General features: G+C 60.1%; 16 protein-coding genes. 5 read left to right on the plus strand and 11 right to left on the minus strand.

Translation table 11 applies throughout. From position 1 onward, the window contains the following. From ACZ9HU_RS15760 to ACZ9HU_RS15770, 3 genes are read left to right on the plus strand one after another with little or no spacing between them, the layout of a single operon-like run. Complete coding sequence (locus ACZ9HU_RS15760; protein ID WP_476106263.1) at positions 1-984, plus strand: zinc-binding dehydrogenase; 984 nt, start codon at positions 1-3, stop codon at positions 982-984. Continuing rightward, positions 981-2,222, plus strand: coding sequence for an ergothioneine biosynthesis protein EgtB (egtB, locus tag ACZ9HU_RS15765; RefSeq protein WP_476106265.1), 1,242 nt, complete (start codon positions 981-983; stop codon positions 2,220-2,222). Before ACZ9HU_RS15760 ends, egtB begins: the two co-directional genes overlap by 4 nt. Then, positions 2,219-3,466 carry an MFS transporter gene (locus tag ACZ9HU_RS15770; protein WP_476106266.1) on the plus strand — a complete coding sequence of 416 codons (1,248 nt, stop codon included), beginning with the start codon at positions 2,219-2,221 and terminating at the stop codon, positions 3,464-3,466. The genes egtB and ACZ9HU_RS15770 overlap by 4 nt, the downstream gene beginning before the upstream one ends. Here ACZ9HU_RS15770 and ACZ9HU_RS15775 read toward each other — a convergent pair. From ACZ9HU_RS15775 to ACZ9HU_RS15820, 10 genes are all read right to left on the minus strand, one after another. Next, on the minus strand, positions 3,456-4,586 hold the full coding sequence (locus ACZ9HU_RS15775) for a pyridoxal phosphate-dependent aminotransferase (RefSeq protein WP_476106267.1): 1,131 nt from the start codon (positions 4,584-4,586) through the stop codon (positions 3,456-3,458). The two genes, ACZ9HU_RS15770 and ACZ9HU_RS15775, sit on opposite strands and share 11 nt — an antisense overlap. 9 nt (positions 4,587-4,595) lie before the next feature. Continuing rightward, the gene (locus tag ACZ9HU_RS15780) at positions 4,596-5,195 is read right to left on the minus strand and encodes an alpha/beta hydrolase (protein ID WP_476106269.1); all 600 of its coding nucleotides are present in this window, start codon (positions 5,193-5,195) and stop codon (positions 4,596-4,598) included. A 2-nt stretch (positions 5,196-5,197) separates the two neighbouring features. After that, complete coding sequence (locus ACZ9HU_RS15785; RefSeq protein ID WP_476106271.1) at positions 5,198-6,139, minus strand: glutathione S-transferase family protein; 942 nt, start codon at positions 6,137-6,139, stop codon at positions 5,198-5,200. A gap of 14 nt (positions 6,140-6,153) precedes the next feature. Continuing rightward, a complete protein-coding gene (locus ACZ9HU_RS15790) occupies positions 6,154-6,705 on the minus strand; it encodes a YceI family protein (RefSeq protein WP_476106273.1) in 552 nt (183 codons plus the stop codon). Positions 6,706-6,725: 20 nt separating this feature from the next. Then, complete coding sequence (locus tag ACZ9HU_RS15795; RefSeq protein WP_476106276.1) at positions 6,726-7,295, minus strand: cytochrome b; 570 nt, start codon at positions 7,293-7,295, stop codon at positions 6,726-6,728. Between the two features lies 1 nt (position 7,296). Next, positions 7,297-7,884, minus strand: a complete 588-nt coding sequence (locus ACZ9HU_RS15800; RefSeq protein ID WP_476106278.1) for a YceI family protein — start codon at positions 7,882-7,884, stop codon at positions 7,297-7,299. A 66-nt stretch (positions 7,885-7,950) separates the two neighbouring features. Next, positions 7,951-8,181 (minus strand): hypothetical protein, encoded by a 231-nt coding sequence (locus tag ACZ9HU_RS15805; protein ID WP_476106281.1) that lies wholly within the window; start codon positions 8,179-8,181, stop codon positions 7,951-7,953. A gap of 69 nt (positions 8,182-8,250) precedes the next feature. Then, positions 8,251-9,159, minus strand: a complete 909-nt coding sequence (locus ACZ9HU_RS15810) for a LysR family transcriptional regulator (protein WP_476106283.1) — start codon at positions 9,157-9,159, stop codon at positions 8,251-8,253. Between the two features lie 109 nt (positions 9,160-9,268). After that, positions 9,269-9,955, minus strand: a complete 687-nt coding sequence (locus ACZ9HU_RS15815; RefSeq protein WP_476106285.1) for an SDR family NAD(P)-dependent oxidoreductase — start codon at positions 9,953-9,955, stop codon at positions 9,269-9,271. Between the two features lie 31 nt (positions 9,956-9,986). Then, complete coding sequence (locus tag ACZ9HU_RS15820; protein WP_476106287.1) at positions 9,987-10,340, minus strand: hypothetical protein; 354 nt, start codon at positions 10,338-10,340, stop codon at positions 9,987-9,989. 150 nt (positions 10,341-10,490) lie between these two features. Between ACZ9HU_RS15820 and ACZ9HU_RS15825 the strand changes: the two genes are divergently transcribed. Then, positions 10,491-11,396: a LysR family transcriptional regulator gene (locus tag ACZ9HU_RS15825; RefSeq protein WP_476106289.1), complete on the plus strand. Its 906-nt coding sequence runs from the start codon at positions 10,491-10,493 to the stop codon at positions 11,394-11,396. On the opposite strand, the gene ACZ9HU_RS15830 is transcribed toward ACZ9HU_RS15825, so the two are convergent. Continuing rightward, positions 11,393-12,178: an IclR family transcriptional regulator gene (locus tag ACZ9HU_RS15830; RefSeq protein ID WP_476106290.1), complete on the minus strand. Its 786-nt coding sequence runs from the start codon at positions 12,176-12,178 to the stop codon at positions 11,393-11,395. The genes ACZ9HU_RS15825 and ACZ9HU_RS15830 overlap by 4 nt on opposite strands. 202 nt (positions 12,179-12,380) lie before the next feature. On the opposite strand from ACZ9HU_RS15830, the gene ACZ9HU_RS15835 reads away from it, so the two are divergent. Further along, positions 12,381-13,355, plus strand: a complete 975-nt coding sequence (locus ACZ9HU_RS15835; RefSeq protein ID WP_476106292.1) for an alpha/beta fold hydrolase — start codon at positions 12,381-12,383, stop codon at positions 13,353-13,355. Positions 13,356-13,389: the final 34 nt, after the last annotated feature.

The raw sequence follows: 13,389 nt of genomic DNA on the forward strand, positions 1-13,389 counted from the left end.
ATGAAAAATATGATGATGGTCGCAGTAGTACGCCGCCCCGGCGGACCTGACGTGCTTGAAATCGAAACGCGGCAAGTTCCCATGCCCTCATCCAATGAAGTTCTGATCCGAGTCAAAGCAGTTGGTCTTAACCGGTCGGAATTGTTTACCCGGCGCGGCCAGTCACCGGGAATCACCTTTCCGCGCGTGTTGGGGATCGAGGCGACCGGCATTGTTGAACTAGCCCCTGATACGAGCCATTTGAAGGCCGGAGATCGCGTCGCCACGGTCATGGGCGGCATGGGGCGGCTGTTTGATGGTGGCTATGCACAATATGTCATTGTGCCTGCCGACCATGTCCGGCGCATCGAGACGTCATTGTCCTGGGCTGTGCTGGGCGCCCTGCCCGAAATGCTGCAAACTGCATGGGGCGCCTTGTACACCGCGCTTCATGGGCGCCCCGGCGACAAATTGCTGATCCGTGGCGGTACAACATCGGTGGGGCTTGCCGCAGCACAGATCGCCATGCGGCGGGGCATGATAGTCTCGGCCACCACGCGCCAGCCCGAAAGGCTCGATTTCCTCGCTTCTTACGGGGTGATGTTCCCGATCCTCGATACCGGTTCGGTCGAAAGTGCGGTGCGTCAGTCTTGGCCCGAAGGCGCCGACAAGGTGCTCGATCTTGTCGGCGCGACCACACTGGAAGATTCTTTGCGCTGCGCCGGCAAGGGTGGCATCGTCTGCATGAGCGGCATGGTCAGCGATGCATGGACCATGCCGCAATTCGAACCCATGGCTGCGATTCCAAGCGGGGTGTGCCTCACCACCTATTCGGGGGGCGTGGAGGATTTCATGACCATGCCGCTGCAGGAACTGGTCAAGGACGTCGAGCGCGGCCGGCTCAATATTCCGCTCGGCCCCACCTTCCCGCTGCTCGAGATCGCCAAGGCCCATGCGCTGATGGAGAGCAATCAGGCGTTGGGCAAGATTGTGGTGCTACCATGAAGGTCTTGTCGCGGCGATACCGTGAGGTGCGCCAATTGACCCAGAGCCTTGTCGCACCATTGTCGGATGCCGACGCCACGATCCAGTCGATGCCCGATGCATCCCCCGCCAAATGGCATCTGGGCCATACCACGTGGTTTTTCGAGACATTCGTGCTGCGCGATCATGTGCCGGGCTACCGGCTCTATCGAGACGACTGGCCCTTCCTGTTCAACAGCTATTACGAGGCAGAGGGCAAAAGACTGTTGCGCGCTGCGCGGGGCATGCTTTCGCGCCCTTCGCTTGCGGACATTCTGGCCTATCGCCGGGCGGTGGATGACGCGATCCTGAGCGCAATGGAGACCCTGCCCGCCCCCGTCTTCGACCTGATCGAATTGGGCTGTCAGCATGAGCAGCAACATCAGGAACTGCTACTGACCGACATTCTCCATGGATTTTCCACCAACCCTCTGGAATATGCGATCTGGCCGCGCGTGGATGCCGGGCCGGTGCCTGCCACCAGACCCATGGACTGGATCGAGGGTGTATCGGGCCTTTGCGACATCGGTCACGCCGCTGATCCGCCCCACGGCTTTGCCTTCGATTGCGAAACACCCCGGCATCGGGCCTACCTTCACCCCCACGCGCTGGCCGACAGGCTGATCACCAATGATGAATGGATGGCATTCATCAGGGACGGCGGCTATCGCGACCCACGCCTCTGGCTCTCCGATGGCTGGGCATGGGTTCAATCGCAATCGATCCATGCCCCGCTCTATTGGCGCGGCGATGGCGATGAATTCACCGCATTTAGCCTGAGCGGACGTCATGAAGTCGTTCCCGGCGCGCCGGTCTGCCATATCAGCTTTTATGAGGCAGACGCATTTGCCACATGGGCCGGGGCAAGATTGCCCACCGAAGCCGAATGGGAAACCGCCGCGTTCGCCCATGATCCCCAATCCGGTAACCAACTGGATGCAGGCGGCGATATACGCCCCCGCGCGAATCCCGATGGGCCGGCATTTTTCGGGGATGTCTGGGAATGGACGGGCAGCGCCTATCGGCCCTATCCCGGTTTCCGGATCGCTGATGGCGCGATCGGCGAATATAACGGCAAATTCATGAGCGGTCAGTTTGTCCTGCGCGGCAGCAGTTGCGCAACTCCGCGCGGCCATTCTCGCGCCACCTATCGCAATTTCTTCTATCCGCATCAGCGCTGGCAATTCACGGGCCTGCGCATCGCCAGGGATCTGCCATGAAGGGTGGGCGCAAACTCGCGCTGCTGGCGGTTGGCGGATCGACGGTGGTGGAATGGTATGACTTTACCCTCTGCCTCTATTTCGCGCCAACCCTGTCGCGAGTGTTCTTTGGGGGCGACGATGGCGCGCTGGGCAAAACTTTGGCGGGCTTTGCCATCGCCTATCTGATGCGACCGCTGGGCGCGGTTCTGCTGGGCATATTGGGCGACCGCCATGGCCGTAAGCCTGCGCTCCTGCTGTCCATGGCGGCGATGACGTTGGCTATGCTGTGCATTGCGCTGTTACCCACCTATCAACAGGCGGGGGCTTGGGCCGGTTGGGGCCTGATCACCATGCGATGCCTGATGGGGTTTAGCGTCGGCGGCGAATATACCGCTGTCGTCACCTATCTCTACGAAAGTGCCCCGGCCCATCGGCGCGGGCTGATAACCTCGCTGGCGGCGGCGGCCAGCGAGATCGGCGGCCTGATGGCGGTGGGCCTCTGCGCCTTGCTGACCGCCCGCCTTGATCCGCAAAGCCTTGATGGTTGGGGATGGCGCGTGCCGTTTCTGGTGGGCGCGGCGCTGGCCGGAGCGATCTGGCTGGCGCGAGGGGTCATTTCCGAAACCCCGGTCTTTCACTCGCCACCCTCGGATCAGCCCTACCCACTGTCCTATGCCCTGCGCCATGAAAGGAGGGGCATTGCCACCGGCTTTGCCATTTCCGCGCTGGGCTCGATTTCCTATTATGTCGGGATCACCTATGTGCCGTCCTATATGGCAACAGTCGGCTGGCATGATGAAGGGATGACACTGGAGTTTTCCACCCTCGCCGCGCTGGTGGTGATCGCAGTAACGCCTGTGGTGGGATGGATCTCGGATGTCCTCGGTCGCAGGGCGGTGTTGCTGAGCTTATGCGCGGTCTGCGCCCTCCTGCCCATGGCGATGTTTCGCCTGATCGCGAGCGGATCGACGATGGCGGCCTTGTTAGCCATTGCCACGCTTGCCGCGATGGCGGGCGGGGTCAGCGCAGTGGGCGCCGTGGCCACCGCCGAGCAATTTTCGGTCATGGCCCGCCTGAGCGGACTTGCCCTGGGGGCTACCAGCGCAACGGCCCTGTTCGGCGGGCTGACGCCCTATCTGGCACACCGCCTGCAACAGGCAACGGGGATGACCTCGATCCCCGGCATCATGATCGCTGTGGTAGCACTTGGGTCCGGCCTTGCCCTGTTCTTCCTGTTGCCAGCCCGAAAGGTCAGGGACTGAAAACATCCACAACCTGCCTCTGCGCAGGCGGTAGAGCAGCATAGTCGCGCAGGCCAAGCGCCAGAGCGGCAAGGCCCTGCTCCAACCTCCCCCGTGCCGTGCCAAAACCCAGACGGATATGCTGAGGTGCCCCCCAGTACTTACCGGGAGCAACCACGATCCCCCGCGTGGCGAGAAGCCAGGCAGCAAAACCCTCGGTCTGGGGCATACCTGTCAGGCGGGGAAATGCCAGGCAGCCCAATGGCGACAGATTGCATGTCACCAGTCCGCTCGATACCAACTTTTCCAGCCATTCTGATAAAATCATGCGGTTCGTATCCAGAATATCCTGCGTGCGCTCCCGAAAGCTTGACCAGTCCTGCATCACGGTCAAAGCGATGGCATGCGACACGGCCGACATGCCGCTATCGATGTGAACACTGGCTTGGCGCAACTTTTCCGCCAGAGCAGGCTCGGCGACAATCCAGCCGCAGCGCAGCGCCCCCAATCCAAAAATCTTGGATAGTCCTGAAAGGCTGATCACAGCCGCAGACTGAGCAGCAGCCAAGGCGTGATCATCCATAAAGGCGCCATAGATCTCGTCCACCACCAGCAATATGCCGGCCCCTTCACACAGTGAAGTCAGAGCAGCAAAATCGGCGGCCAGCAGCGGAAGGCCTGTGGGATTGTGCAGATGGGACAGCACAATCATGCGCGTTTCGGGCCTTATGCGAGCTTGGATATCTGCCAGATCGGGACGCATAGCCGGACCTTTTCGGGCAAATCCTTCCACCCTCAATCCTGCAGCCCGCGCGATATCTTCAAAGGGCTGATAACCGGGCTGCTCCACCAACACATGATCTCCCGGCCTAGCCAAGGCGCGAAAGACAAGGTTGAGCCCTGATGAAACGCCGGATGTCGCTACAATCTGCGCTACGTCCACACTGTAAAAGGTGGACAGCAGAGCGTGCATCGCCTGGCTGCCACCGCCAAAGACGGCAGGAACCGTCGCTTCAGCGCCTTTCTGGAATGTCTTGCCGACAGCCTTTGCCAACAGCTCATTGGGCGGTGAGACGGAACTGTCATATAGCGACAGACCGCTCTGACCGCTCAAGCTGCGGACCCAGTCCAAATAGCGCAACGCCCCCTCCTACTCAGCCATAAGAAATGCGAGCGCCCGCGCTGCTTCCTCCATCCCTATACCATGGCCGCCGCCTGCGATAACGTGCAGGTTGGGCTGATAACCCGCCTGCATCAAAGCCTGCTGCGCGTCATGAGCCAGCCCCAACGGCATTACGAAGTCAGCATCACCATGGATCAGAGCGATGCGCGTAGGCGCTGGTGGCGCGAAGGGAGCTGGGGAAGCAAGCCGTCCTGCCAGCGCGACGACGGCTCCGACCGGCCAGCGCCCCGAAACCACAGCATCCAGCGCCATGATGCTGCCTTGGGAAAAGCCAACCAGCGCGACTTCATTCAGGCGTTCGGTCAGTCCGTGTCGGGCAATAATTTCGGACAGAACTGCATCAAAAGCATCGCGCGCCTCAGCAACGCGGGTGGGGCGGTTGCCTGGTGTGACCCCGCGCACGCTGAACCACTGCCGACCGCCGCCGCCATGTTCAAAGACCTGTGGGCCGTCGGGAGCGGCAAAGGCAGTGTCGGGCAAGGACGACTGCCATACCTGTCCCAACGGCGCCAGATGCGCGCCCCGACTGCCCACGCCATGAAGCAGGATCACGAGAGAAGGTGCCATAGTTAAAATCCGCATGCCGTCAGATCCGGCCCCACCGGCACGATGCCATTGGGGTTGAGAGATTTGATCGAGTAATAGCCCTGCTTGATATGGTCGATGCTGACCGTGTCGCGCACACCGGGGATGGCCAGAATGCGCAGCATATAGGCGCTCAAGCCCGCATATTCGGCCAGACGCCGCAGATTGCATTTGAACAACCCATGATAGGCCGCATCGAACCGCACCAGCGTGACGAAAAGGCGAATATCCGTCTCGGTCAGAGTCTCGCCAAACAGGAAAGGTCCGCCCGCCGCCAGCCTTGCTTCCAACTCATCCAGCATGGCGAACACGTCGCGATAGGCTTCCTCGTAGGCCAGTTGCGTGGTGGCGAAACCGGCGCGATAGACGCCATTGTTGAGCGCGGGATAGATCCGCCCGTTCAGCGCGTCGATCTCCTCGCGCAGGGCCGCCGGATAGAGATCGTAGGCGTCCGAGGCCAGATCGCCAAAGCCGCTGTTGAACATGCGCAGGATGTCGGCGGATTCGTTGCTGACCATCGTATCGCTGGCCTTGTCCCACAGCACCGGCACGGTGGCGCGCCCAGTGTAAACCGGATCGGCCCGCGTATAGACCTGATGCATATAGGTAGCGCCATGCAGCGGATCAGGGCCAGCACCGGGATAATCGCCAAATCGCCAGCCTTCATCGGTCAACGCCGGTTCGACCACCGAGACTGAGACGACATCGCGCAAACCCTTCAATTCCCGCGCGATCAGCGTGCGCGACGCCCAGGGGCAGATCAACGCGACATAGAGGTGATAGCGCCCCGCCTCGGCCTTGAAACCAGTTGCACCATCGGGCGTGACCCAGTGGCGAAAGCCGGAAATCTGGCGGACGAAGCCGCCCTTTTCATCGGTGGCCTGCACCGGCTGCCAATTGGCGCTCCATTTGCCTTCGACCAGCATGGACTATGTTCCTTTCAGCGTGCCGCTTCGATAGCAATATCAACCCGGACATTGGCGGCAACCGCTTCTGTGCCGGCAAATTGCCCTTGCCCCACGCCAAAGGCGCGCCGGTCGATGGTCAGGCTGCCGCGCATCACGGCCAGCCTGTCCTTGATCGCCAGTTGAAAGGGCAGCGCGACCGGGCGGCTGATGCCGCGAATGGTCAGATTGCCCTGCGCGATATAGCGGCCCGGGCCGACCGATTTGAACTGGCTGGCCTTAAACTCGGCCTGCGGAAAGGCCTTGATGTTGAACCAGTCGGCGGTAGGCAGCGATTGATCGCGCGAGGCCTCGCCGGTGAAGGCCGAGCCGGTGTCAATGGTCGCCACAACGCTGGATCCGGCCAGATTGGCAGGGTCAAACTGGATGCGCGCGTCAAAGCGGCGGAAGGCGCCATTGATCGCCTGCCCATTCATCGAGGCAACGAAAGCGAGGCGCGATTTGGCCTTGTTGACGTTCCAAGAGGGCGCAGGCGCGGCCAGAGCAGGGCTGGCGATCAGCGCCGCCAGCAGGAAAGCATAACGCATGGGGGGATACTCCGGAAAACTCAGCGCGGTGTGACCGAAAGGAACGGCACCATCCGCCCCAGCACGCCATCGCGGTTGATGAATTGATGCTTCAATGCGGCGGCCACATGCAGGGCGATCAGCGCCGCCCCGCCAAAGGCCATGGCCATATGCGCCCCGCCCGACAGCTTGCCCGCCGTGGCCCGCGCCGGGGCGGCCAGATCATGCAGCGCGGCAATATGGGGCAGCGGAATCGTGTGCCACAGCAGCGTAGGGATGTTGAACGGGCTGACCGAAACCAGCGCCCAGCCGGTGAGCGGCATCAGGATCATCATGCCATAGAAGAACAGATGGGTGGCATGGGCAGCAAAGCGTTCCAACGCATTCATCGTCTCGGGCAGGGCCAGCGCGCGATGGGTCACGCGCCAGAGCAGCCGCAGGATGGAAAGCGCCAGCACGCTCATCCCGATGGATTTGTGCAATTGAAACGCCGTAAACTGATCCAGCCCGATCAGGCCTTTCATCCACCAGCCCAGCGCCAGATTGGCCAGCAAGAAGCCCGCCACCAGCCAGTGCAGAATCATAGCTACAGCCGAGTAGCGGGCGCTCATATCAGTTGGCCTTTTCAAAGGCGGCGGTGATCGAGATCGCCAGATCGTCGCCCACATAGGGGACATATTTGGTCACGCCGAATTCCGAACGCTTGATCGTGCCGGTGGCGCTGAAACCGACCGTATAGGCCTTGGTCATCGGATTGACGCCCGAACCGCCCAGCGTGGCGTTCAGCACCATGGGCTTGGTCACGCCATGCAGCGTCACCGTGCCGGTGATGCGCGCGGTGCGGGGGCCGGTCTGCTCAACCTTTTGCGAGACAAAGCGGATGGTGGGGAATTTCGCCGCGTCCAGCCAGTCGGCGCTCTTCAGCTCGCCATCCAGCACGGCATTGGTGGTCGAAATCCGGTCGACGGGCAACGAGACATCGAGCGAAGTGCCCGCCAGGCCCTGCGCGGGGTTGAGCACCAGCGTGCCGGTGGCATCAGGGATCACGCCGAAGAAATCGTTGAAGCCAAAGTGGTTGACCGAAAACTGGGCCAGCGTGTGATGCGATTCCACCTTATAGGTGCCGCCCTGAACCGGGGCGGTCTGGGCATGGGCGGCGATGGGGAGTGCGAGAGCGGCGGCAAAGACAAACAGTTTCATGGGGGAAAGGCTCCGAGAAGAAGGGATGCCCTGCTTCTACGCCCCTAACTTAAATGTGATAATCCGCTATTTTCTTGAATGATCTTCAACCGAGGGTTGGGAATGCGCGTATATCAGTGAATGGTGCTGACCTTCCATATCGCATTGAGAATGCCTACTTGGCAGACGCCATCGCCCCTCCAGCCCGATCAGCGTGTCCGGCACCAAGGCCAGGAACAGATGAACGGGGCTGGTGATGAGGTCAATCAGATCGTCAACCACAAGCCCGGCGAACCGGGCCGGGCCAAGGGTATTCATGCCTCATGCCCAGTCGCACGGAGAGCAGGTACCCTCGCCTTGGCTATCTTAAAACAGGACCACCGGAGTTCACCAGTGCCGCGCCACACCAGGCAAGCGTTCAGCCAAAAAATCGATCCATGCCCGCGTCCGCGCCGCCGGACGCCGCGCCGCATGAGTGACGGCATAGATCGCCCCGAGATTGAGCAAGGGAACGTCAAGCGCAATTTCCACAAGCCGGCCATCGGCGATTCCTTGAGCGGTCATGAACCGGGGAGCATAGACAATGCCTGCTCCCGCGCAGGCTGCTCGCATAAGCGCTTCGCCGTTATTGGCATTAAATGGCCCGCTTATGGGCACGCGAATCGCACCATTGGCGCCAAAGGCCCATTCACGTACGCCCACCAGAGGTGCCAAAGTATAGCCGAGACATTGATGATTTGAAAGATCATCGACCTTTGCGGGTGTGCCTCGGGCGGCCAGATAGGCAGGTGCGGCACAAAGCGTGAAGACCTCCGGCACCAGTTTGCGGGCAACCAGCGTGCTGTCAGCCAGACGTCCAATGCGGATCGCCACATCCCAGCGCTCCTCCAGCAGATCGACGAAACGGTCATTCAGTCCAAGCTCGATGGTAACCTTGGGATGGCGCTCATGGAATTCAGCGATAAGGCCCGCCAGATGCAACACACCAAAACTGACGGGCGCGCTGACCCTCAGCAGGCCTTCGATCGAGACGGAATGGGCAGAAACTTCGCTTTCCGCCTCGCTGAGGTCAGCGATGATACGCTCGGCGCGTTCAAGAAATTGCGCCCCCGCCTCGGTCAGCGACAGACGACGCGTGGTGCGGTGCACCAGCGTTGCGCCCAGCCTTTCCTCAAGCTGGACCAGATGTTTGGCCGCCATCGCGCCCGACATGTTCATCTCGCGCGCGGCGGCCGACAGACTGCCACGCCGGATCGCGCGGACAAAGACCTCGATGCCCGTCAACCGATCTGCCATCCAGCCTCTTCCTCTCCCACTTGCAATTCGGCAGCGCAGCCAACGCGACATGAGCCTGATAGCGCTGTCGCTATCAGGCTCATGTCGCCCATTTTATCGGGGCTGTCCGCTACCAGGCCAGGATGGTGTTCGTATAATCGATGAAGTGCAACCCTCCGCTGTCGGCACGCGCCGTCACCGCATCGACGATTCCCTTGGTGCTGGTGGATACATCAAGCGGCGCTTCGGCACCACCCATGTCGGTCTGCACCCAGCCCGGCATGATCGCCAGCAAGGTCGGACCTCCTTCAATGCGAGCGGCATAACCGCGCAGCATACGATTGAGTGCCGCCTTGCTCGCTCCATAGAGTTCATAGCTAGGCGAAGGATCCATCGACACGCTGCCAAGTGCCGAGGACATCACGGCGACTACACCCTTAGACGATACACGATCCGCCAGAGCCTCGATTATACGCATCGGTGCCAAAGCGTTCGTCCGCATCACTCGGTCAAATTCCTGCGTGGACACCTTGCCCGCCGGCACCGAAGGATCGTCGCTGACCCCGGCGTTGATATAGAGCAGGTCGAGCGTGGTCGAACCCAGTTCCTTCACCAGCGCCGCAATGCCAGTTTCATCCGTCACATCCAACGGCAGGATCGATAGGCCTTCGCAATCCAGTGCCGCCAGTTCTTGTGACGCCCCCAGTTTGCGTTCAGTCCCGATCACTTCCCAGCCCCGCGACAGATATTCCTTGACCAGGCCCAGCCCGAGCCCGCGCGATGCACCGATGATCAATGCGAGAGGTTTCTTAGACATATCCGATACTTTCCGAGATCAAGCCGATAGATCAGCGGGCGAAGCCGGCAAAGGATTCGAAATAGCGCGCGCCAAATCCGTCGAGCTTGCTGCGGATTTCTTCAGTCGGCTGTCCATAGACATAAAGCGCGTCGATCGAGCAGAGCGAAAGGAATTCCTCGGCAAAAGGCGCAAAAGTCTGTTCGACATGCGGCAACAGACCGGGCATGCGATAACGCTCAACGATATGGGCGGCCGTGCGTTCCTTATTGACCACATATTCATAGGTCAAAGTATCGGGTTCGTCTTTGGCCAATTTGACGATCTTAAGGACCAGTTCGCGGAATTTTTCATAGTTTTTGGGATCAAGTGTGAGGTGATAGACCGAGTAGATTTCGTTTTCCATGATACACCTATGATCTGTGAGAAGCCTTATGAAGACCCCGCTCAAATAAGGTAGCCTGGTGAGCTTATAAATACCCAAGATAACTACTCTTGGTAGACGCATGAGCTACAATATGCTTGGTGTTCGTTCCCGTGCAAATTCAGGGTGCCTATGACAATTCACGACCCCTTCACCGGCATTGCCATCTTTGTCGCGGCCGCCAAAGAGGGCAGCTTCACACTTGCCGCCGAAAAGATTGGCGTGACAAAATCCGCAGTTGGCAAGGCCATCGCGCGCCTGGAATCCAGATTGGGCGTCACCTTGTTTCACCGCACGACGCGGGTGACCCGGTTGACCGCCGACGGCGAGGCGTTTCTGGCCTCCTGCACCGTGGCCATGGACGAGATCACTGCGGCGCAGGCCTCATTGACATCAACAGACCGGGTGTTGAGCGGGCGCTTGCGCATCGACATGCCAGTGGCCTTTGGCCGCCGCATCATCATGCCCATGTTGATAGAGATTGCGCGTGAAAATCCGCAACTCAGCCTCTCACTGACCTTTTCCGATGCAACTAAGGATCTGCTCCAAGATGACATCGATCTGGCCATACGCTTTGGCCGGGTGCGCGATTCCAGCCATCTGATGACGCGCCACTTGTCCAGCCAAGCAAGGGTAATCTGTGGCTCGCCTGCCTATCTGGCCGAACATGGTATCCCGGTGAGCCTTTCAGACATCGAACGGCATCGTTGCATCGTCGGCTCCCCCAAAGGCCCGCCTCAAGTCTGGTATGTTCAGGATGAGAAAACACCGTTGCGCATCACACCGCCCGCTGCACATTCCTTCAGCGATGGTGAGGCCATGGTGGATGCCGCAATTTGTGGTCTGGGCCTGCTGCAAATGCCGATTTCGATCCTGCGCGAACATCTAAACAGCGGTAAATTGCAACCGGTTCTCTCCAAATTCGCCACCGACGTCGACATTCAACTGCTCTGGCCAAGACAATCGTATCTGCGCCCACGTCTGCGCCACGTCATTGACCATATAGCTATCAAGGCCGCTCAAGGTCATTTCAATTAGGCTGGATGGCCCGCCCCTATTGCATCGTGCCAGCCCAGCTCTGCGCTGATCTGGCGGCAGATTTCGCCAAGCTCGGCAATCTCCTGCTCTCCGCCCTTTGCCGATTGCGGGCGCAGGGCGGTGGCGGCCAAGATAGCCCGTCCCTGAAGGTCAAGGATAGGAAAGGCCGTCGCCATCAGCCCGGGGATTACCGTGGCAGCTTCGCTCGCATGGCCTTCTTGGCGAACCTGTTGCCGGATCTGCTCCAGCGCAAGGTCCGGCGTACCGCCTTCCTGATTTACCAGTGCCTGGGTTTCCGAAGGCGGCACGAAAGCCAGAAACACCCGTCCGGTGGCCGAAACAACCAGGGGCAAAACCGCCCCGACATGAAGCGTTGTCAGCAGCGCCGGACGGCCATTGTAAATCCGCACAATCGTCGGCCCCATCGGGCCAAAGGCGGAAATCTGGACCGCCTGTCCGGTGCGTTCGACAAAATCGCTGATCTGGCGATCGACAACCTTGAACGCATCGGTCCGCGACAGGGCCGCAAGCCCCACCCGCAAAGCCGCAGGTCCAAGATCATAGCGCCCTGAGGATGGGTCCTGGCGCGCCATACCCGCCGACATCAAGCTGTGAAGATAGCGGTGAACCTGCGGCGCAGCCATGCCGGTGATCTGCGCCAGAGTGCTGAGCGGGGTAGCCTCGCCCTGCCCTGCCAGCGCTTCGAGAATACGCATGCCGATCTCGATCGACTGAATGCCTCGCCGCCGGTCGGACAACTTCTCATCACCAACAGATGCCATTGCTCAATTCCTCTTGAGCAGCCTCTCTGAACGCTGGTTGCGTAACGATCAAGCCTGTTTGATCGAACATAAGCGCCAAAGCGATACCGCCTCGTGTCCATCGACAATTGCGGACAAAATAGCCGCATAGAACGGAAATCAACCCACATTCCCTCAATCGTCGATTTGCGCCAGAAACCTTGCTCAATTTGGACAAGGATGCATGATGCGCCCAACGTTTCTTGCGCTGGCCGCGCTGACGGCCAGCGCCGTACCTGTGCAAGCGGAGCCTGCAACCAAGGTGCTCGGTAGCGATTATACGTTTCCGTTGGCCATGCCCGGCATGCCTGCAAAACTTTCTGATTTCGCCGATTTGCAGGTGAAGAACTTCGCCACGAGCGATGGCGTGAAGCTGGCCTATTGGGAAGCGGGCAAGGGCCCTGCGACCGTCATCATCCCTGGATGGTCGTCCAACGGCGCGGAATATATCAACGTCATGTGGCTGCTGGCCAAAAACCATCGCGTGCTGGTGCTGGATCCGCGCAATCAGGGCCTTTCGCAAAAGGTGGATTTCGGTACGCGCATCGCCCGTTATGCCGCCGACCTGCGCGAGTTTCAGCAGGCGGCCGGGATTGGCAAGGCTGATTATATCGGCCATTCGATGGGCGCGTCGGTGATATGGAGCTACATCGACCTTTACGGCACCAAGGACCTGCGCAAACTGGTGTTCATTGACGAGGCGCTGTCGCTGACAGCCGGCGCCGACTGGAGCGATGAGCAGCGGCACGATGCCGGCGCGATTGCCGACAATTTCGACCAGTTCAGGGCTGTGCTGGCGCCAAAGCCTGATGGCAGCGACCTGTTCACGCGGCTGATGCGGATGGATTCACCCTATTTTCGCAATTCACAGACGTTTGCGAACAGGTTTATCAAGAATGACATGGCCTATTTAGGGCTGGTGATGCGCGACCACGCGCATAATGACTGGCGCGACGTGATCACGCACAAGATCGACCGCCCCGCTGCCTTCTTCACCGGTGAATTGAGCCCGAATGTCCAAAGCCAGCGCTGGGCCCAAGCGCATATCAAGAATGCGCGCATCTATGTCTATTCCAAGGCCGACTATGGCGACCATCTGCTCGCCTATAAGAACCCGGTAAAATTCGTCGCTGATCTGACCGATTTTCTGGACCATTGAGGGCCATGGCCAGGGCAAAACGAAGGGATAACGA

This window comes from Novosphingobium sp. Sphag1I (assembly GCF_056279125.1).